The organism is Bradyrhizobium sp. USDA 3256 (genome assembly GCF_054058275.1).
In genome coordinates, this window is the sequence record NZ_JBSSAE010000002.1 from 1,142,566 (window position 1) to 1,162,595 (window position 20,030).

The following is a 20,030-nucleotide window of genomic DNA, read 5'->3' on the forward strand; positions in this document are numbered from 1 at the left end:
GAACATGCCAAAGCTCAAGATAGGAGAGCTTCAAGACGACAAGCCGGTCAAAGTGAGTACGGAGCTGCCGGCGGCCGTGCATCGTGATCTCATTGCATATGCAAAAGCCCTTACGCGTGAAGGTGGTCAAGTGGTTGAACCGACTAAGCTCATCGCCCCCATGTTGGCGCGCTTTATGGCCACGGATCGAGGGTTTTCTAAACTGAAACGTGAGGGGCACGTACCGGCCGCCGGCGAAGGGAAGTGATGGTCAATGCTCATCGAAGCTTCGCGGGACGCTAAATAACTGCGATGTCAACTTAGGCTGCTGAGTTTGTCCTGACAGTTGAGATATCGTTTAGCGTTCCCACGTCCGCCCTAAACAACTCCGGTAGCCACGCTTTGTCCATTTTCGGATGCGAGAGCGCTGGTCGTGGCGGACACCTATTCGGTCACTTCAGGCGCGTCACACTTCTCCTGCCATCCACGCTGACGGGCACGTCTCCATCGATCGTGGCCCGACGTACCACGCGATGCTGGTCCCCGTAATCGTTGACGGCGTAATGCTGTGTTGCGCGATTATCCCATATCGCGATATCGCCCTCTAACCAGTTCCACCGCACAGTGTTTTCGGGCGCGGTAATATGAGACTGGAACAGCTCGAACAGCTTTTGTCCGTCATACTTTGGCACCCCAACAAGGTGCTTCACCAAGGCGCCGAGCACTAGCGTCCGCTCGTCTGTCTCGGGGTGGACGCGCACCACGGGATGCTCAGTCTCAAAAATCCTACTGGTGAACACATCGTCAAAGTGTTTCTTGTCGATGTCACGGACGCGCGCGATCCCAGCGTAATCGAAAACGTTGCTGTGAACGGCCCATAGCTCCTCGGCAAGGCGTTGTAGCGGCGGCGGCAGATCAAGATAAGCGGCTGCTGTGTTCGACCAAACGGTATCGCCTCCGAACGTTGGCATTACAACGGCTCGCAAGACTAAAACCTTGGGATAGGCTTCGGCGAAGGTTCCATCCGCATGCCAAACATCGGCGCGACCGCCGCCGCGAGTGGAGTCCAGTTCGAGGAGCGACGTCGTCCCCTTGGTAGCACCGAGCATCGGATGCGGCACTAGCTTTCCGAGACGAGCGGCAAAACGCTCCTGCTCGGCGTCGTTGAGATGTCCTTGATTGCGAAAGAAGATCACCTTGTGCTCGAGCAACAAGCTGTTTATCGCAGCGATCGTGTGGTCCGGTAGATCGCCCGATAGCTTGATATTGTTGACTTCGGCACCGATGCGCGCCGCACGTCTCACAACATCGGTGCCCGGAATGACGTCATCGATCAAAGCCGTTGTGCTCCTGTTGATTTTCCAAGGCCTTGCAGTTCTTCCTCGCCTCTCGGTTCGCGAATGATCTGCAGCAAGCATCATGCCAGGCGAAAGACCGAACGTGTAGCCAGATCGCACTAAGCGGATCGCGATATTTGACGCGACTTATCGGACTGAGCCGTCGGTTCGACCGAGTGAAAGAACTCGATCTCCGACCTCGAATATCACCGGATCGCGAAGACGAAGCGGATAGCAGCAGCGGGCCAGCCGCGGATCTTCAGTTATGTTCTTGTGGTCACTTAACTGCTCTGAACAATGCAATGCTTCCGCAAAACCGGTAATAGTTGATGATGGTCATGAATCATGTAGTCAGGCCCCGCGGCGCACAAGCGCGCTTCGGAAACAAATCCCCCCGTGATTGACACGTTGATAAGACCGAGATTGCGGGCGATCTCCGTCTCAACTGGCATGTCGCCCACGATGACGGTTCTTTCTGGGGATAGATCGTTGGCCTGCATATACAAGCGCAGCCGTTCTTGCTTGCTCATGCTCCTAAACTGGGTTGCGCGGCTCTCAAATGCCAAAATATCCGTGACGTGAGTCTTGATTCCGAGTCTTCGCACTTGTGTGCGAATCGGTTCAACAATGTGATTGCTGACAATGACGGTTTGAACGGATCTCTGATCAAGGGCGAGCAAGACGTTTCGGGCCCCCTTACGTAAGGCAGCGTTGCGCGCCAAGAATTCGTAGGCGTTGTGAAAAATCGCGCTGTCGTTACTATGCACGACTTCGATTTCATCTTCCGACATGTCTAGGTTGCGGAAAAGAACCGAAAGAGGGAGTTCGAACTCCTCTCGAAGTCTGTGCATATCGACGGCTGATCGACCGAAGCGGCTCAAAATAGCATTAATGGTTTGCAGCACGGCATTGGCATCATCGAGCAGCGTGCCATTCCAGTCGAATACAACGGCGGATTTCATGCGTGAACCTAGACAAGTAATCGTGCGATATTAACGTGTTCGAGACTGGCTGTTTTCTGGTCTACGTGTTCGGTGCGATCCTGGTGGGTATGGTCGGACAGAGTGGTCAGCGGAACAACGCGCGCTAGTGAGCTGAGCGGGCGGACCGTTATTCTGAGGCGAGATGGGAGCGCAGAGCATGAGCATTGCTGCTTTTGTGGCCCTATTTCTGGATCGATTTACTTGAAGCAATGGTCATGCCAGCCGACGATCAAGGCCGAACGGGCTTTGGAAGGTCTGAACGCGTGCTATGCGCGCTGTACTGGACCTGACATGAGATTGTGCCTCTGTCAGAATGCGGACAAGAGTCTACCAGGTGCGATAAGTCCGAGCCGACTGACTCATTCGTGAGTATCGGTCGCAATTCTGGTGAGGCGAATGGGTTTCTCGATACCCTGAGTTGCTAGTCGAAGCTCGGGAGCTGAACAGCTTGCCATTGAGAAGACTGCAGCCAATGCTCAACATTCACTCTTCCAATCTGGCGCGAGCAACCATTGATGCCACGAGGCAAAAATACCTTGAGCGGCGTAGCGGCTAAACTATTGCTGCTGGATCCCGTGAGAGCTGCGTGTCGACCGCCGCTCTTGACAACGGTCATGCATATGATCGTCTCAGTCCTGAACCAGGATAAGAGGTGCAACTTCTTGGTCTCGTGCCAGCTTGCTCGCGGCTAGGCCGGTGGCGACACCAATGCGGTCAGGCATGGGGCGATTTTGGCTCATCTTGCGCTTGCTTTCGACCCTGGTGATCGGGATGCGCACGCCGACGATTTCACGCAACTGGGCGGCAATGAAATCCACGGGAGCATCGCTGACGGCCCAAGGCGTCGCACGTGACGTTTCATGGATATTCGTCAGGCGCGTCACGATCTCAAGCAGGCGATCGGGATCGTCGAAGAACTCAATCGGCCCATGGGCATGGACCGCGATGTAATTCCATGTCGGCACCACATGCTCAGCTTGTCGTTTACTCGGATACTAGGATGGCGTCACGTAAGCTTCCGGGCCAGTAAAGATCGCCATCGCATCTCCGATCGTGGCGATGCGCCATTGCGGATTGCGCTTCGCAAGGTGCCCGTACAGCGTGCCGTGCTCGCCTTCGCTCTCATCGAGCAAGAGCGGAAGTGGCGTCGCAAGGGGCCCGCCCGACGTGGCCGTGATCAGGTTGGCCAATCGAGCGCAGCGGATTGTCGCTCGCATGTTCTCGAGGTCGTCATCTCGAAAGGGGGACGGTATGTACACGAAGGGCGCTCCCGGTTGGGATGTCGTCGAGATGAACCCAGACCAACATGCTAGAAAAATGCCAGTTTCAGTCACCCCTTTGGAGGTTCGCCGTTGGATCCGGCCGCCTTGCTCGTGGCTTGGCCGCCTCATGATCGCCCGCTGACGTGTTCCTGGAGCCGTGATGTAACCGAGCGAGGCAATTATGACGCGCCAGTCCGGTTCCATGGGGCGTTCGCTTTCATTCACTGCTCTGAAAGTCTGGGGCGGCTGCTTACCGATTGGTGCGTGCCACGTTCAACCTGGAACCTACCAACGGCCGGCTTACCGAGAGCAGAGCGGACAGCGTGCTGACAACTTTCCGCTGGCTGCGCCGATAACTCCCTCAAGCCACCTCGATATCTCTCGTGGCACTTGCGGTGGGTCGAAATTTTATGAATGTCGCAGATTCCGATCTGTTTGATTTAATCGAGGTGAAGTGCGGAAGGACAAGCTGTTATGGCCGATGGATTATGCGCGACGCATAACTAGTCTGGTTTTTTAGGGCAGAGTGTGTCCGAGGCGAAGGGTTGCCATGAGCGAGTTTATTTTCAGCGCAGGAATCGTTCTGTTTGGCTTTTGGCTGTCGCAATTGCGGCAATTCCTTTGTTTCTGATCGCGTTCAATCATCGGCCATCCGCCGTTCGATTGTCACTTCCTAACTCTCGCCTCCGTCAAACCTTGGTATATGCCGACGCCGCTAAGATGGCCTTGCTCCGTTCCGTTACTGGCGTTAACGCTGGGCCACTAGTTTGGTTAAAGGGAATACAGTGAGCAAAGCCCGGGAATTTATCGACTTCTGGATCGAGAATAGCGTTCACGCCGTCGAGCAGTATCGGACTCCCGGCGCGTCGCAGGATGTTGCGGAACTCACTGAGCGCCTTGTCGAGGCTGCCAAAGAGCAGGATATTTCCGAAGCCGAGTTGCGGGCTGAGATGAGCGATATCTCTGAGCACATTGGAGAGCGGCTCAGGGCTGCAAATAGGGCTGAGCGCGAACGGCGCACGCCCACCTAGGAGAGCGAAGTCCGCTTACCTACTAGCCGGACGTCGCCGGCTCAATGCGACGTTCCTCAACATTCGCTGCTGCTCAGCTATCAAGCTACCGCCATCCGATTGCGCGAACACCGCGACAGCCGCCGCTCAGCTATTCGCCTTCAAGGCCGGTGCCTTGAGGGACATCATGAGATTGAGCTTCTTAATGGCGGCGTTGCGCTCGCTCAGTTGCCGCGTAATTTTGCCGTCGACCCGCTTGAAAAACCCGAACGGCGTTACACGAAAGTTGCAAGACCTACATTGTGAATTGTTCCGGGGCTCGTCAGCTTGTCGACAGCTAAGGATCACAGCATGGGAAGGTCTCTAGCTAGACTGACAGGTCCGGCTTGATTTGCCCAGATCTGGGGAGGAGAATCGGATGGATTGCTTTGACAATATCAACAGCTTCGACGACCCAGATCTCACGCAGACGTCTTTGCACCGGCAGAAAGTGCTGGGGTGGGCGAATGAGGCTGCGTGTTCGGCGATCCTGGATCATAACCGCTGTAGTTGACCGCCTCTTCATTGTTCGTCGGTGGCACGCGAGGTGGCCGGCGGCTTCGAGAGCTGCCGTCGACGTTTGCTTCCGGTGGAGCTGTGCCTTTCCTGGAGGGGCCCGCGTGCAGCTTTTCGGCCGTTTCCGGCATCTATGAAATTGGTGATGCAAGCAATGAAGAAGTCAACGATACGAGAGCTTTCCCTCGTCTACAAGCTGTGCGTTCTGAGCGTTGGGATGCTGGTCTCCTCGGCAGCTGGCGCAACTGACGATTTGATGAGCGCTGCCAAGGAGGCATTCAAACCGATTCCTTCGGTCGTTCCTGCGATAAAGGACAACACAGTCACCCACGAAAAGGTCGAACTTGGCAAGACACTGTTCTTCGATCCGAGGCTATCGGCTAGCGGGATCATTAGCTGCAATACGTGCCATAACCTTGGCGCGGGCGGCGTAGATGCCGGTCCAACGTCGGTGGGGCATGGCTGGCAGCGGGGTCCACGTCGGGCACCTACCGTCTATAACGCAGTATTCAATGTGGCGCAGTTCTGGGATGGGCGCGCGGCAGATCTCAAGGCGCAAGCTACCGGCCCCATCCAGGCGAGTGTCGAAATGAATGCCACGCCGGACAGGGTACTCAATACGTTGAATTCGATGACCGACTATGTCGTCATGTTTCAGAAAGCGTTCCCGAACGAGGCGAGGCCCGTCACCTTTGACAATTCCGCCAAGGCGATCGAGGCTTTCGAAGCGACTCTGATTACACCTGCTGCCCCGTTTGATCAGTACCTCAAGGGCGATGAGCATGCTCTGGATGATCAGCAGAAGGCGGGACTAAAGCTATTCATGGAAAAAGGATGCTCGTCTTGCCACAATGGAATCAACGTCGGTGGACAGGATTACTTCCCGTTCGGCGTGGTTGAAAGGCCGGACGGAACGCTGCTTCCATCCGCCGACAAGGGCCGTTTTGCGGTTACCAAGGTAGCCAGCGATGAGTACGTTTTCCGCGCCGCGCCGTTGCGCAACGTCGCGTTGCGGGCCCCGTACTTCCACTCGGGCCAAGCCTGGAGCCTTAAGCAAGCGGTTGGCGTGATGAGTGAGACCCAGCTCGGCGCGAAGCTCAGCGATAAAGAGGAAAACGACATTGTCGCGTTTCTAAATTCGCTAACTGGGCAGCTGCCCAAGATCGAATATCCGAGACTGCCCACGCGTAGTGATACAACGCCAAGGCCCTCTCTAGCCAAATAGAACCACCGATAAGGCGGATGCCGTGCGTCCATGGTTCAATGACATTCAGGATGTGCGCGTCGCTAAGCGTGCCCAATCTTAATTGTCGTTGTCCACGCGTCTATGATCACCGACTCCATGCCGTTCTTCAGTGCATCGTCGGGATATCGGAGATCCTCGTAGTTATCGAGCGCGACGACGGCTACATTAAATTTGGAGAGGTCAGGATCGCCAACATCGGACTTGAAGGTCTGCCAGAGCTGCGGCAAGCCCTGGCCGAGCTTTTTCAATTCCTGAAGGTCCTCGTCTTCACCATCGCGCCCTTCAACATGCATTCGATTGCGTGATGAAGAAGGTTGCCGCAGATCGGGTTGAGGCCAGCGGTCACGGCGTGCCTGCCCGCGACATAGTACTGGCACCCGCTCCCAGAAGTGATTCTGTCGCTGTGCGGTGTTTTGCATCCAGCACCCTGAACGAAAATCGAACTGTCGTGTCGCGCTCAAGGAGTGATCCGTAGGCGTCGGTAATTCGTTGATTTTACTGATATCGGTTGACGACGGCTTGCAACACGGAGACGGGCAATGGAACGAAGCCGAAACTGCAACAAACCGTTATTTTATCGGCACAAATGCTGGCGATGCCGGTAGGATTGGCGAGATCGGCGAGTATCTGGGATTCGGCGGCCAATATGCGCCGAGGATGACCGGCAAGGAGGTTCGCGCAGCAGTGGCTGCATTGAACGTGGTTATGGCTGAGGATGAGCCGGCTGCTGCGCAGGGCGCGCGGTGACACGCTGTCGATACGACAGCGCACCTGACCGTCCCTATGATGACTGTAACCCAGGGGCGGCGCTGTCGAGCTTTATCGCTTGCGTCGGGCTGTAGTCAGGATTACCGCCGCGCGCGGAGGGCCGCACCATGGCGAGGTCTCTCGTTGTACACAGGGATCGGGTACCCGAGTCGCAGAAGATTTATCGCGCGGCACAGTACGTCCGCATGTCCACCGATTACCGGCAATACTCAATTGAAAATCAGGCGGTGGCAATCGCCGCCTATGCCGAACTCCACAGACTCAGGATCGTGAAAGCGGTCTCAAAATCGAGAATAGAACAGGCTTAAGCGCGTTGCTTGTTGCTGCGAGTGACGCTGGTGTCCTGCCAAAAGGTTCGGGGAAATCCAATCCTAGCCTCTCGCCGCCAGAGCTTGCGCATCTGAACAGCTGAGTTTGATTGGCGAGCAGTTCGGCGTCAAAGGTCGCCGCAAGATGCTGCGGGCAGACGTTCCTGGTAGAGCCAACCAGGCAATCCGGATGTGGACGCTGACATCAAAGCCAGACTCCACCATCGAGCGCTTGGAAAAGGGCTACCTGGACGCCTTGTCGTCTGTCGATCTCGCCGAGAACATCGGCAAACAGCTTCATGCGGATACTCGATACACCGATCAGGGCCGACAGGATCAGTACCGCGATCACATCCTGCACCAGGCCGTGCCCGTATTTCATCAGGGGCGCTGCGCGATCTCGAGAGCCAAGCAGGAGCTCGACCGCATGCGCGCTCGTCTACAACTTCCGAAGGCCGATCCAGCCGACGCGGCAGAGGCCATCGCGAAGATGGAGATCCGGACATGGCTGCGCGGTTTGCCGCAGGTCGAACGCGACAAGATCACCAGGGCAGAGAACCTCGTCCGCAGGTCCGCGCGGCCATCATCGAGGCAGCGCTCGCTTTGACGGGTGTGGCTGACAGCCATCTAGCCGTGCTGAAAGAGAAGGTTTTGCGCGAAGTGCATGGCTCGCTGATCGATGACATCGCCCAGTTGGAGGACGCGATCAGCGTGGCAACATCGGCAGTCGAGGCCGGACGCGAGAGCGTTCACATTGATACCGGCATGACGATTGAGCAGTTCAATGCCGCCGCGGCGCCCATCGAACAGCGTCAGAAAGTGGCCTGGCTGCGTCGCGGTCGCGTGGTGGATCTCGAGCACGGTGTTGAGCGTGACCGTGCCCGCGGCGTGCTCGGCTCGCTCGGCATCGACACGGTGACGCCCGACGTTTAACCGCTGGGCCAGCCAGAAAAATACGCCGCCGGTCTCAGAAATATGCGCCCGGCGGCGTTCATTCCAAAACCTGGGCCCAGAAAATTTCCCAAGCGCGAGCAAACGTCAGTGCCCCCGCCCGAGTTGCTATTTTTTAAGGGGCCAGTTTGGTTGCTGATTTGCCAACGGCTGTTTCTCCACGCGTCTTTGTCCTTGCGGGACATGACGCTCAGCGCTTAGGTTTCCCGCATTAGGACCAAAGGAGTTTTGTCTGTGGCTACAGGTACTGTGAAGTGGTTCAACCCGACGAAGGGTTACGGATTCATCCAGCCCGATGACGGAGGCAAGGATGTTTTTGTGCATATTTCCGCGGTCGAAAGGGCGGGCCTGAGCAGCCTAAATGAGGGCGCGAAAGTCAGCTACGAAGCGAAGGACAATCGCGGAAAAACATCCGCCGAAAATCTGCGGGTGGGCTGACGCACCAGGAACAAGCGGCAATGCCGGGAGTCATCATAAGCTCCCGCGATAGGTTGCCCCCCGACCGGGAGTTTAGAGCGGCCTTGGCGTTCCCCGCGCCAGGGCCGCCATCCTTGTTATGCTGCATTGCCATGTTTCAGGGACAAGTGGCCGGGCCAATGAGTCCCTTCATTGCTCCCGGACAGGTGGCGCCCTCGACCGGGAGCTTAATGGTGGCCCCGGCGCGCCCGCGCTCGGGTCGCTTTTGATTGCGCCCCATTTTCAGAACAAACGCTAAACCGCCGTGTTGCGCCCATGTTGCGCGCGGAGTGATTTGTAGCGGCTGATAAACGTGTTGATTCTGCTGGTGTGGGGTCGCAGCGCCTTGCAACATGAAAACGGGCGCTGGAACGAAGCCGAAACTACAAGAAACCCTTATTTTATCGTCATAAGTCGTGGCGATCCCGGCAGGATACGAACCTGCAACCTGCGGAGTAGAAATCTTGGCGCCCGATCGCTAATGGATTTTCCACAATCCTCGCATGTAATCAAAGCCATGCGTCAGGGTCTCCCCGGTCTCAAACGGCATCCTTCCGCAACCAACGGTGGAGAACAAGCCGGAATTCTATGGGGTCGTCATTGGTTAAGCCCTGAACCGCCTGAGTACATTGGCAAGCCGCTTCGTGCCCATCTGCATGTGCGAACGGGTACCGAGTATGGGCCTCGATTCTCATCACGCTTCAGCGGGCCCGGCTTCGCGAATGGAACTGGCGGGGCAGGAGCGGTTGCGCGGCAGCGGCTCCAACACTGGCCATGGCCCCCGAAGTGCTGGGGGCTGTTCGCTCCCACTGTGGCGGCGCGCGCCTTCACCCACGGCAGAACTTGCTTGAAAATTGCCGGTACGTAATTTCCTTTCCGCTACCGCAAATGTTGTCGCACGTTTCGTTGAAAGCGCTTCTCGAAAAACTGGGATGGTCATTTTCAATAGAAAGCATCATGCGGTTGCCGCTCGCGGACGAGTTGTATGGATTGAAGCAAGGTCGTGTTTCACTGGACGCGCATGCTTTTATCTGCGGATTCCGATGATCTCGCCCGGGTGTACCGATTTGATCTCGCCCAGGATTCCGAGATGATCTCGCCCACCATTCCGATTTGATGTCGCCCGGGGCGCGAGGCGTTCTGGCTGTTTGGTTTCTGGCATCGGTGAAGCCGCGGGGTCAACCTTGAATCGCGGCTTGAGGCCCTTCTTCGTCTGCTGTTGGTCTGCTGTGGGCATGTGGGCAACGCTCTTTGCGTTGTCCAAGCGTAGCGGCATGTCCACAGCGCCACTTGCTCAGGCTTTTCGGCCGGGCTTACGGGTTCGCCGCATGCTCTCGCCGTTGAGATCGATCCGGTGGGCGTTATGGACCAGGCGGTCGAGAACGGCGTCGGCGTAGGCGGGGTCACCGAACACGACAGAGTACCCCTGTTCTTGAACGGGTCGTGTCTCACATCACGATCACCGACCCGCATCATTTCCTGTTTGGGCAGCGGCTTGAGGTGCTGAAGGAGCGGTCGGGACGCGGTCCCGCCTACGTCGTTGTCGCACTGCCGGACGGACGGCGGCGGGGGGTTCGGATCGCCTCGACGGATCTTGCGGAGACGCCGATCATTCCCTGGCCTAACGCGGCCGATCTGCCGCGTATCAGTGCACGTACGTTGATCCCATTGATGCAACATTTGAGCGCGAGTCTGAGCCTTCTCGACGAGAAGGTGATTCGCGATGACCCACCGACCGCTTCCAGGTCGTGTTGCGTATCGACCCCTGCCGACGTTGGCAAATCCACCTGGCCGTCCGACGGCCGACATTCCGCGCCCGTGGCCGAATCTGTCGACCGCGACGCAAACCCAGATTGCTCAAACAATCGCCGCGCTGATGCGGCGAATGCACGCGATCCCCGGCGCGCCCGGAAGGGACTGGGTCGTGCTGATCAGCTCGAACGTCGCTGACGAGCGGCTCACGACTGCGCACCGAGCCAAGTTGGCCTATGTCTACGCGCGGCAATCATCCGTGAACCAGGTGCGCCAGCACCAGGAGAGCACGGAGCTGCAGTACCGCCTTGTCGATCGTGCCATCGGTCTGGGCTGGCCGTCCGAGCGCGTTCAGGTGATTGACGAGGATCTCGGCAAGTCCGGTGCTGGCGGCGCGGATCGTCATGGTTTCCAGAAGCTCATTGCCGAGATCGGCCTTGGCAACGCCGGTCTTGTGGTGAGTCTCGACGCTTCTCGCTTGGCCCGCAATAACCGGGACTGGCATCAGCTTCTCGAGCTGTGCTCGGTATTTGGTGTGATCATTGCGGATGGCGAGCGGCTTTACGATCCGCGCGCCTACCACGACCGCCTGCTGTTGGGCTTGTCCGGCATCATGAGCGAGGCGGAGCTGCATCAGCTTCGGATGCGCCTTCACCAAGGGGAACGCCAGAAGGCGGCGCGGGGCGAACTGCGGCTGCCCCTGCCAGCCGGCCTCGCCTACGATCGAGCGGGTACGATTATTCTCAATCCCGATGAGGAGGTGCAGGCCCGTCTTCATCTCGTGTTTGCCAAATTCCGGGAACTGCAAAGCGCTCGCCGTGTGATGCGTTACCTGGATAGGAACGGATTGTCCTTGCCGGCTCGACCGCTGCTCGGACCATCTCCACACGAGATCGTCTGGCGTGCGCCAGATAGTACACGCGTCCTTAATATCCTTCAGAATCCGGCCTATGCTGGGGCGTATGTTTATGGCCGCCGGCGAAAGGATCCAAGCCGATGCCGGCCGGGATCGCTGACGGGAACGGTCAAGGTAGCGATCGCGGATTGGGCGGTTTGCCTCCACGCCGCTCACCCAGGCTATATCGGCTGGGAGGAGTTCATGGCCAACCAAGAGCGACTGGCAGATAACGTCTGCCGCTATGAGGCAGGACACTCTGGCGTACCGCGCAAGGGGGCAGCCCTGTTACAAGGAATTGCGATCTGCGGTCGTTGTGGACGGCGCATGAGCATGCGCTACACGGGCCCGAATGCCGACTATCCGGTCTATTGCTGCCGCTCGGATCGGGACCAGCAAGGCAGTGCAATGTGCCAGGAAGTCCGGGCCTTGGCGGTTGACGCGTTGGTCGAGCGGATGGTCCTCGATGCCCTGGTGCCGGATCAGATTGAGATCGCACTCGCAGCCGCGGGCCAACTGGAGCAGGAGAACCGTCAGCTCGAGCGCCAGTGGGCGCTTCGCGTGGAGCGGGCCCGCTACGAGGCCGAGCGCGCTCGGCGTCAGTATGACGCCGTAGAGCCCGAGAACCGTCTTGTCGCGCGCTCACTTGAGCGGGTTTGGGAAGAGAAGCTGCGTGTCGTCGAGGCGGTCGAGCAGGAGCATGCGCGTTGGCGCGCGCGAGAGCCGCTTCTGATTGGTCCGGCGGAATGCGCGGGGTTACAAGCGCTCGGCGAGAACTTGCCACGGATTTGGAACGCGACCACCACGTCGGCAGCCGATCGCAAGCGCATTCTGCGATTTGTGATCCGCGAAGTCGTTCTTGATCAGAAGCGGACCCGAGGTCAGGTGTGGCTCAAGATCGTCTGGCAGACCGGTGCAACCAGCGAGCATCACATACAACGACGCGTTCAGACCTACCGCGATTACATCGACATTGATCGGTTGCGGCAACGGATCGTCGAGTTAAATGCTGAACATAAAATGGATGCCGAGATCGCGGCAATACTCAATCAGGAAGGCTTCGTCGCGGCCCGAGGTTGCGCCTTCAAAGGCGAGAATGTCTGGCTGTTGCGTACCCGCTGGGGTATTCCCACCGTCAAAATCAACGGCGTGGACAAGAATCCGATGCGCTGGCCCGACGGTAGCTTCTCGATTCAAGGCGCAGCGGCTGAGCTTGGGGTAACCCCGCAAACGGTGTTCGATTATCTCGCCCGCGGATTGCTGGCAGGCAGGCCTTGTTGCCGAGCGCCGAGGCGAGCCAGCTCTTGCCGACGCCGGAGGGTCCGCAGATCAGCAGGTTGGCGTGGTCGTCGATCCATTGCATCGTCAGGAGGCTGCGGTCGAGGCCACGCGGGGTGCGATAGTCGATGTCCTCGACGCAGGCCTGCTGGCGCAGCTTGGCATATTGCAGCCGCTTCGACAGCCGCTTGTCGCGTCGCAGCGAGGCTTCGCGTTCGAGCAGCAGCGCGAGCCATTCGGCATGGCCGAGGCTTGCGGCATCGCCGCCGGCTTCGATGTCGGCAAAGGCCTTGGCCATGCCATGAAGGCCGAGCGCGTGGAGTTGATCGAGGGTCGGATGGGTGAGCAAGGCGTGATCTCCTAGTTGTAGTAGCGCGGCCCGCGGATGTTGGGATGAAGGACCGGCGCGTTGTCCGCGGGGCGCTTGGGTGAAGGACGCCGATCGAGGTTGTTGGCAAGGATCGATTTGACCGAGCCGTAGGTGCGCGCGCCGATGTCGATCGCCCGCATGGCGGCAGCATCGAGCCGCTCTTGCCCGTAGGATTGGCCGAGCCGGATGATGCCGAGGCAAGCGCGGAAGCCCTGCTCGGGGTGCGCCCGCTCATCGAGGATCAGGTCGCACAGCGCCGCGGTGGCCGGCCCGATCGTGGCGGCCTCCTTGCGAATGCGCTCGATGGTCCAGCCGGCGTAGCGCCGATGACTGGACGCCATGTGTTCCGGCACGGTGGTGTGCTTGTGGTTGCCGCTCATGCGCTGATGCGCGGCGATCCGCTCGCCCTTGTGGAAAATCTCGACGGTGCGGGCGGTGAAGCGCACCTCGACCTCGGCGCGGACGAAGCGATGCGGGACGCTGTAGTAATGCGCCTCGACCTCGACGTGATAGTCGATGCTGACCCGGCAGATCCGCCACTCGGCGAACACGTAGGGGCTCTCCGGCAAGTCCTTGAGCGCCGGCCGGTCGATCTCCTCCAATAGCTTGCGGCGGGTCACGCCGAGCCGCCGGATCGGCCGCTCCTCGTTGAGCCGGGTCATTAGCTCGGTGATCGCCGCGTTGACCTCGGCGAGGCTGTGGAAGGTGCGGTGGCGCAGCCGCCCGAGCAGCCAGCGCTCGACCATGAGGACCGCCTGTTCGACCTTCGCCTTGTCCCGTGGCCGTCGCGGCCTGGCCGGCAGAATGGCGGTGCCGTAATGCGCCGCCATGTCGGCGTAGCTGCGGTTGATCTGCGGGTCGTAGAGGGAGGCCTTGATCACTGCGACCTTGGTATTGTCCGGCACCAGCAGCGCCGGCACGCCGCCGATCGCCTCGAAGGCGCCGACGTGGCCGCTGATCTAGTAGGCGAGCCCCTGCGTCCAGGTCGTCTGCTCGTAGATGAAGCTCGATGCGCCGAGCACCGCGACGAAGATCTGCGCGGCGCGTCGCTAGCCGGTGAAACCGGTCGATTACCACCGGCACGCCGTCGCCGGCATAGTCGACGAACAGCTTGTGCCGGCCGTATGCGACTGGCGCATCGTCACCGACAGGCGGCCTTCCCAGGCGCGGTAGAGTTCGCAGAACCGCGAATAACGATACCCGCCGGGTTCGCCCGCGATGTACTCGTCCCACAGGATCGACAGCGTCACATGCTTGCGCCGGAGTTCGCGGTGTACCGCCGCCCAGTCCGGCTCGGCCTGCCGGCGATGGCCCCGCCGGGTGCCGGGACCGGCTCCCGCGCTGGCGAACAGCCGGGCTTCCAGCGCAGCGTCGGTGATGTCGTCGGGCAATGGCCAGGTCAGCCCCGCTGCCTCGAACCGGTGGATCGTCAACCGCACCGTCGAAGGGGCTGTCCCCACCCGCCGCGCAATCTCGCGGGTCGGCATCCCGGCCGACTTCAATCTGATCACATCGCGCACATGGCGCATCGCAAACCTCTCCGTCGGCATCCAGGTCCCCTTTGCAAAGCCGAAAGGCGGGACCGTATCGGAGCCAGAAGAGGACCTCGTCACCCCGGGCGACATCATCCCGGAATGGTGGGCGAGATCATCTCGGAATGGCGGGCGACATCAAATCGGAACGGTGGGCGAGATCATTCCGGAATCGTGGGCGACATCGAGCGGAATCAGCACTTTTATCGTCTCATGCAAATCGCTACATGTTCTGGCGTCGATTTTCGAGGTAATCTTCGAGCGATGAACTGACAGAGTGCCTCTTCGAAAGCTCTCAACTAGCCGATAGCCCTGCTTATTGCCGATCTTGAAGGTCGCCGTGTCGGTTCGAGCGTTTGTATGGAGGACCGTTAGCTCACACCAATAACAATCTTCTACAACATTTTTGACCGTTATTTTTGAACCCCGTTCGACAACGAGTCGAACGTCCCGCGAAGGGCAACCGTTACCGCCGCAGGAATCGGAAATTGGCAAGAGAGTGCAGCTTCTAGTTTTGACCGGCTCGCCGAAATAGAGAACGCCTCCTGCAGTCGAACAGAAGAGGCGCTCGCCGTTGCGGAACAGGCACTGCGTGTATTCATGTTCGGGTGTTTCTGAAATAGTGTAGGTCGAATGTGTCGTACGCAGCGTATTGTTGGCTTCATTCTCAGCGGATTTCGCAGACTGCAGCATTGGAAGAAGCCATATAACGGCTCCGATCATCAAACACAGTGCTGAATCGGTTCTTCGCATGTACCCAAGCGCTCGTGGCTAAAAGCTAGCTGACACCTACCTCCATATCTTCTTGACCTCTTGGCCAGTGTGAAGGGCCGGGTTCTTACGGGGGGCGATTGTGATCTGGTTCACAAATGCGCGGGTGAATGGCTGCTAGATCGTGTTTTCGCTGGGGGATTTAAGGGGCTCAGTGACAGGCGCCGCCGGGACGCGATATTTCGAGCCCGACGGCGTAGTTTTTTCAAGGGCGTTGAAGCGGCCTTGGGAGCGCAACGATGAACGCGCGTGTCACAAAACCTTGGCGGACAAGTGCCAAGCTCCCGGAACTGGGATTTCATGGCCCAGACTGGAATGCGTGGCGATCGCCGCGCGAGCGAACATACTCCGCTCGCGCGGAGTTCAGCATCAATCTCATTGGAGGGAAACGCATGTTCGACGCCGAAACGACCACGCTGCTAAGAGCGGTGCTAGAGGAAGTTTGCGAGAATATTTCCGTCTTTGAAACCGGCGCTAGGACGCACGTTGCTTCCAAGATCCTCGAAGCCGCGGCAAACGGTCGACTCTCAATAGATGACTTGAAGGCAGCGGGTTACAACGCCCTGAACACGCCTACGATGTGGCGCTGAGTTTCGTCGACGCTGTGTGATGCTGAGTCTCTCTCGGTGAGACGCTGTTCAAGTGCGGCAATGGTCACCCTGAGATTGTCGCGCCGATCGTTCAGCGACTTTGCCAAAATCGGATACCTCACGTTGGATCGGTCGAAAATCCTCGCGCGTTCTTCTTCGGCCGCGATCTCAGCTTCAATCAGTTGGAGGGTGCGGACAAGATCAGCCAGTATCTTGCTGATCGTCAATTCTCGTACCGTGCTTTCGCGGGCTGTCTCAAAACGAGGATGCATATTCATTTGCGTGCTCCGAATGTTTGAGTTCGGCACACCGAATAGCTGGTGGCCGAACTATTCACGCACGCATCGCAAGTTGTCTGCCAGAGGCGGTCCCGTAAGAATACTGTCGGTGCCGATGAGCACAACAGAGGCGTGGTGGACGCTTGCTCAAGCGGGGTTGGGTGTCGGCTAGATCCGCGCCTTGCGCCATCCGGCTGCAAGCGCGCTTGCTTCCGAGCAAAATCAGCGCTCACCGCGAAACCAATTGATCCGTGTCTGCGAATAGTACATCTGCCCCGGAAGGTGATATATCCGCTCGCCGGCTGCGCTTAGATTTCCCTTGATGGGGCAGCCGAGAAGCGCTGGCGCATAATCGAGTGCGACGAAGACGAGAAACGACAATCCCAGCACCGCAGCGAATATGCGAGCCCTCGATTCATCTCATTATCTCGAATAATTCGTTCACCTCGCTCAGCCGCGGCTTCGTGCCGGCCGGCGTGTACTCTAGTAGCATGTGCCTGGTGCCGACTGCGATCCGGTCGCGGCGGATGTCATCCTGCTCGGCGTGATATGCCCGCATGTCCGCAGCGAACTGCCGGGCAACTGCCGGCGGGATCTCGAGCGGCTTCCGGGTGATTGGCATGCCCGGAAGGTAGGTATCAGATGCCGGTTTCGCGAATCGACCTGGCGTGACAGGGTAGGGCTGCGCGGCAGCGGCCCCGGCACTGGCCTCCACGGCCCCCAGAAGTTCTGGGGCCGTTTCGTTATCGCGCTAACAGGTCTTTGCGAGCCCTGCAGCATTCTCACGAACGTCACGTTCTCAGGCTGGTGGCGGTAACTCCTGTGAAGCCAGCCATCGCGTCATCCGGCAGGCTACTTCAGCCTGCCGCGCCCGCCGAATAAGCCGGTCGCGCTCGACTCCTGGCGGGGTGCCGCGCGCCTCTTTTCGCAGCCGCTCAGCTTCCGCGCAGACGCTCTTATCGAGAGGATCAATTCGCTTGGAAAGTCGGAGCTCGGTCATGCGCTCCCCTCCCTGGTATGCAGGCGGGAGCGCGATCGGTCTCTCAGCCACCGACGCCTACAGGCAACCCTTGGCCGGTGATGTTGGAACAATGATCCTGAACAGAGATGGTTGCAAGGAACTTGCGGCCCGCAAAACCCCGGTGAGATGGCACCTGCGCTGAGGCAGCCCTGCCATTTTGAGAAAGCCTGTCCGTCACATATCGTGATGTTGGCGTAAGACGAACGCCACGCCGCGGCGCGGGGCTGTGGTGACGACCGGGAAATGGACCTCGGCACCTTCGACCGCATGCTGGACCAGCGGTACGCCTCCCGCCAGCGTCTCGGCGAAGAGACATTTGAGGTCGACGCCGAGCAGGACCAAGCGGACTCCGAGCCGAGCCTCGGGCCAGCCAGACCCATTGGGCGGCCGGTGATGCCCGCGACCTTGAGGAGGGGTTCGAGACCGGCATCGCGGATCTGGACGGCCTACTCGAGCAGATCGGGTCGCAGGATTGGCAACACCGGAGCATGGTATGAACCAGATAACCCGAGGGTTCGGCCTGCAGATGATTGCGGGTGCTGCCGGCTCAACGCTCAGTGGATCAGCCGGAGTCGCCGAGGCTTCCGTTGATCCAGCATTCGCCGCCATCGCCAAACATCGTCAGGCCTCGGCGGACCACTTGGCTTCCATCGAACCATACGATTGGGCGGAGCGCGGCCAGACGCCTACTACGCCGCCCGAGACCATAACGAGGCCTGTTGTTACACCGCGATGGATGCTGCGTGGGAGCTGGCGTCAACGATACCCACGACTATCGCCGGCATCGCTGCCGATCTCCAGTACGCGAACGAGGTGGAAGACGCAGGCGACGAATGGCCGGTCACTAACACCATCGGACCGGACGGCTGGCATTATCAACTGCGACAAGCGATGGCCGTTGCGGCAGCCAACCTAGCGGCGGAGTGACGACGAACACCGTCGCCTGCAACCACAATTGAGCCCAGCCCGCCGGTTCACACCGGCGGGTTTTCCCTTGGCGCAGTTTCCATTGTTTCAGGTGGTCGACGGCGGCGCGCGCTATGTTCGGTCATGGCTTTCACCGCCTCATCTTCGTCGGCGCAAAAAGCGATGCTTCGCCGATCGGCAAACACGAGCCACTGGCGGAGGCCAACTTCCCTGATGACGTACTCGGTCATTTTCGAGCGTCCTGCAGCGAGTGGACTACATCTTATGCAAGCGATGTTGCTGTTCCATTAATCAGAATCCGGCCGGGGTGACGCCGCCGGGCTCGAAATGTTTTGTCGCGGCGGTGGGATTTCAGCTGGCCCCGATAGTCGCTGCTTCGTGGGCTGAAGGGTTAAATCAGCAGCTTCTTGCTCAGCCTTTGTATGCCCAGCGGGCGGTTCAATCGGGCTTTCGGACCAGTGCCTTTCAGGTGCTCCCGCTAGAACCGGCTGCTTACGCCTGGCTGCCCACCGCTGTTCGCATTTTCTTTCAACGTCCAGAGGGAAAGTACTCATGCCTCAACCTCGGTCTCGGATCTGCCCCGGTCCTGCGCGTCAACTTACAACTTGTGCAAAAGCTCCTATTGATCTGCCGCAAGTCCCAGGAAAAGACGCCGCCGGTGAGCCCCCCGCGGGGAGGCCGTTCTTCATGACTCTCTAGGAAGCGCAGCGCGGCTTCAGATTGACCGACCGCAGGAAAGTGTCCAGCCCGCTCTGGCTGCAGTTCTTAACTTCGCCAAGCTGTTTCTCCGCTTTGGGGCGGGTAACTGGCGAACTGCTTCCGCTACTCGCATTCGGCTTTGATTTGTACTTGGTGTCCGCAGGATCATGCCAATGTCGAGAAATGATCTTGGCCGGCGCCTTCAATCGATCGGTCGGACGGGGCGCGACAGCTATTGGGGGTGCTGCTGGGGCAGCGATCGTTGCCGAAGCTGAAGCACCCGTTGTGACCGCAGCAACCTCGTTTGCTGGCGCGACTTCGTTCTCGACGGCAGCCACATCTGTCGCGGGTGCGGGCTTCAGCGGTAGACGGTCGCTCTTACTCGAGGTCTCCGCCACCGGGTAGGCAATTGGATGTGCTGGCGCGGGATTTCTCCCCAAGGCTGCAACAGCGCCCATTCCTACCAGGCCAATTACTCCGACGGCTAAGACCCTAATCCACACCTGATTGATCCTCGACCAACCCAGCGAACCAGAGACTTCCGCCGAAGTTTGCCCAGAATAAGGCTCTAAGCCATTGGTTTGACAGACGGACTTCTTTTCTCCTGGGTCAACCCGGGGCGGCGTGACCTCGGCGCGCCGCCCGCGCTGGAGTGGTTCTCATTTGTGGGCTGACTGGTGAGCTGCTCGAGGGGTCGAAAACTAAAGATTGTTATTTCAATACCTTAGATTGGATGTGATCGGCTGTTGCCGGTTCTGGAGTACGTGAACCGGTACGAAGAGCCTTCCCTGAGGACCGGCGGTCACCATCCATGGAAGACGGCCGAGGGCGAGCAGTTCGAGAAGTGTCATGCCGTCGGCACCAGGGCAACGCTGGCCTATGAGCTGCTCCTGCAGACCGGCCAGCCACGCTGTGACCTGGTCCGGATGAGGCGGCAGTATATCCGCGGCGGGATGATGGCGATGGGCCGCAAGAAGACTGGGGGTGCCGTTCAACGTCGAAGTCGTGCCACGCCTTCAGGCGGCGATCGACGCAATGCCGGCGAGTGACCATCTGACCTTC

17 protein-coding genes and 5 pseudogenes are annotated in these 20,030 nt (G+C 59.1%); 10 read left to right on the forward strand and 12 right to left on the reverse strand.

What is annotated here, in order from left to right; all coding sequences use genetic code 11:
- Positions 1-4: 4 nt before the first annotated feature.
- Complete coding sequence (locus tag ACVWY5_RS06950; RefSeq protein ID WP_028336508.1) at positions 5-247, forward strand: DUF2274 domain-containing protein; 243 nt, start codon at positions 5-7, stop codon at positions 245-247.
- A gap of 184 nt (positions 248-431) precedes the next feature.
- Here the strand turns inward: ACVWY5_RS06950 and ACVWY5_RS06955 are convergent, their stop codons facing one another.
- The 3 genes and pseudogenes from ACVWY5_RS06955 to ACVWY5_RS06965 form a co-directional block, all read right to left on the reverse strand.
- Positions 432-1,316, reverse strand: coding sequence for a TauD/TfdA dioxygenase family protein (locus ACVWY5_RS06955; RefSeq protein WP_321177010.1), 885 nt, complete (start codon positions 1,314-1,316; stop codon positions 432-434).
- Positions 1,317-1,597: 281 nt separating this feature from the next.
- On the reverse strand, positions 1,598-2,278 hold the full coding sequence (locus tag ACVWY5_RS06960) for an HAD family hydrolase (protein WP_028336510.1): 681 nt from the start codon (positions 2,276-2,278) through the stop codon (positions 1,598-1,600).
- A 650-nt stretch (positions 2,279-2,928) separates the two neighbouring features.
- Positions 2,929-3,558: pseudogene (locus tag ACVWY5_RS06965) on the reverse strand (FMN-binding negative transcriptional regulator).
- A 788-nt stretch (positions 3,559-4,346) separates the two neighbouring features.
- Here ACVWY5_RS06965 and ACVWY5_RS06970 point away from each other — a divergent pair.
- Together ACVWY5_RS06970 and ACVWY5_RS06975 are read left to right on the forward strand one after the other, a co-directional pair.
- Positions 4,347-4,592: a hypothetical protein gene (locus ACVWY5_RS06970; RefSeq protein WP_028336511.1), complete on the forward strand. Its 246-nt coding sequence runs from the start codon at positions 4,347-4,349 to the stop codon at positions 4,590-4,592.
- 688 nt (positions 4,593-5,280) lie between these two features.
- Complete coding sequence (locus tag ACVWY5_RS06975) at positions 5,281-6,351, forward strand: cytochrome-c peroxidase (protein WP_080667198.1); 1,071 nt, start codon at positions 5,281-5,283, stop codon at positions 6,349-6,351.
- Between the two features lie 62 nt (positions 6,352-6,413).
- Here the strand turns inward: ACVWY5_RS06975 and ACVWY5_RS06980 are convergent, their stop codons facing one another.
- Positions 6,414-6,833, reverse strand: a complete 420-nt coding sequence (locus ACVWY5_RS06980) for a hypothetical protein (protein ID WP_456671660.1) — start codon at positions 6,831-6,833, stop codon at positions 6,414-6,416.
- A gap of 28 nt (positions 6,834-6,861) precedes the next feature.
- Between ACVWY5_RS06980 and ACVWY5_RS06985 the strand changes: the two genes are divergently transcribed.
- The 4 genes from ACVWY5_RS06985 (at position 6,862) to ACVWY5_RS07000 (ending at position 8,837) form a co-directional block, all read left to right on the forward strand.
- A complete protein-coding gene (locus ACVWY5_RS06985; RefSeq protein WP_028336514.1) occupies positions 6,862-7,119 on the forward strand; it encodes a hypothetical protein in 258 nt (85 codons plus the stop codon).
- 435 nt (positions 7,120-7,554) lie between these two features.
- Entirely contained in the window at positions 7,555-8,055 is a 501-nt protein-coding gene (locus tag ACVWY5_RS06990; protein ID WP_028336516.1) for a hypothetical protein, read from the forward strand.
- 26 nt (positions 8,056-8,081) lie between these two features.
- Positions 8,082-8,381 (forward strand): hypothetical protein, encoded by a 300-nt coding sequence (locus ACVWY5_RS06995; RefSeq protein ID WP_028336517.1) that lies wholly within the window; start codon positions 8,082-8,084, stop codon positions 8,379-8,381.
- A 252-nt stretch (positions 8,382-8,633) separates the two neighbouring features.
- Entirely contained in the window at positions 8,634-8,837 is a 204-nt protein-coding gene (locus tag ACVWY5_RS07000; RefSeq protein WP_028336518.1) for a cold-shock protein, read from the forward strand.
- Positions 8,838-10,149: 1,312 nt separating this feature from the next.
- On the opposite strand, the pseudogene ACVWY5_RS07005 reads toward ACVWY5_RS07000, so the two are convergent.
- Positions 10,150-10,269, reverse strand: a pseudogene (locus ACVWY5_RS07005) (ATP-binding protein); the annotation flags it as partial.
- A gap of 29 nt (positions 10,270-10,298) precedes the next feature.
- Here ACVWY5_RS07005 and ACVWY5_RS07010 point away from each other — a divergent pair.
- Positions 10,299-10,805, forward strand: a complete 507-nt coding sequence (locus ACVWY5_RS07010) for a hypothetical protein (RefSeq protein ID WP_321177008.1) — start codon at positions 10,299-10,301, stop codon at positions 10,803-10,805.
- Positions 10,741-11,952: pseudogene (locus ACVWY5_RS07015) on the forward strand (recombinase family protein); the annotation flags it as partial. The gene ACVWY5_RS07010 and the pseudogene ACVWY5_RS07015, both read left to right, overlap by 65 nt.
- A gap of 306 nt (positions 11,953-12,258) precedes the next feature.
- On the opposite strand, the gene ACVWY5_RS07020 reads toward ACVWY5_RS07015, so the two are convergent.
- The 7 genes and pseudogenes from ACVWY5_RS07020 to ACVWY5_RS07050 form a co-directional block, all read right to left on the reverse strand.
- Positions 12,259-12,492, reverse strand: coding sequence for a hypothetical protein (locus ACVWY5_RS07020; RefSeq protein ID WP_028336520.1), 234 nt, complete (start codon positions 12,490-12,492; stop codon positions 12,259-12,261).
- A gap of 244 nt (positions 12,493-12,736) precedes the next feature.
- Positions 12,737-13,129 (reverse strand): annotated as a pseudogene (locus ACVWY5_RS07025) (ATP-binding protein); the annotation flags it as partial.
- A gap of 11 nt (positions 13,130-13,140) precedes the next feature.
- Positions 13,141-14,679 (reverse strand): annotated as a pseudogene (gene istA / locus ACVWY5_RS07030) (IS21 family transposase).
- Positions 14,680-14,820: 141 nt separating this feature from the next.
- Complete coding sequence (locus tag ACVWY5_RS07035; protein ID WP_321177007.1) at positions 14,821-15,375, reverse strand: hypothetical protein; 555 nt, start codon at positions 15,373-15,375, stop codon at positions 14,821-14,823.
- Between the two features lie 631 nt (positions 15,376-16,006).
- The gene (locus ACVWY5_RS07040) at positions 16,007-16,321 is read right to left on the reverse strand and encodes a hypothetical protein (RefSeq protein ID WP_321177006.1); all 315 of its coding nucleotides are present in this window, start codon (positions 16,319-16,321) and stop codon (positions 16,007-16,009) included.
- 1,195 nt (positions 16,322-17,516) lie between these two features.
- Entirely contained in the window at positions 17,517-17,684 is a 168-nt protein-coding gene (locus ACVWY5_RS07045) for a hypothetical protein (RefSeq protein ID WP_321177005.1), read from the reverse strand.
- 632 nt (positions 17,685-18,316) lie between these two features.
- On the reverse strand, positions 18,317-18,499 hold the full coding sequence (locus tag ACVWY5_RS07050; RefSeq protein WP_143270977.1) for a hypothetical protein: 183 nt from the start codon (positions 18,497-18,499) through the stop codon (positions 18,317-18,319).
- A gap of 1,233 nt (positions 18,500-19,732) precedes the next feature.
- Between ACVWY5_RS07050 and ACVWY5_RS07055 the strand changes: the two genes are divergently transcribed.
- Entirely contained in the window at positions 19,733-20,017 is a 285-nt protein-coding gene (locus ACVWY5_RS07055; RefSeq protein ID WP_321177004.1) for a hypothetical protein, read from the forward strand.
- The last annotated feature ends 13 nt before the right edge of the window (positions 20,018-20,030 follow it).

Coding starts and splice junctions, on each gene's coding strand:
- ACVWY5_RS07040 (WP_321177006.1), bottom strand. CDS start 16,321: ATGAATATGCATCCTCGTTTTGAGACAGCCCGCGAAAGCACGGTACGA.
- ACVWY5_RS07035 (WP_321177007.1), bottom strand. CDS start 15,375: ATGCTGCAGTCTGCGAAATCCGCTGAGAATGAAGCCAACAATACGCTG.
- ACVWY5_RS06950 (WP_028336508.1), top strand. CDS start 5: ATGCCAAAGCTCAAGATAGGAGAGCTTCAAGACGACAAGCCGGTCAAA.
- ACVWY5_RS06975 (WP_080667198.1), top strand. CDS start 5,281: ATGAAGAAGTCAACGATACGAGAGCTTTCCCTCGTCTACAAGCTGTGC.
- ACVWY5_RS07050 (WP_143270977.1), bottom strand. CDS start 18,499: ATGACCGAGTACGTCATCAGGGAAGTTGGCCTCCGCCAGTGGCTCGTG.
- ACVWY5_RS06960 (WP_028336510.1), bottom strand. CDS start 2,278: ATGAAATCCGCCGTTGTATTCGACTGGAATGGCACGCTGCTCGATGAT.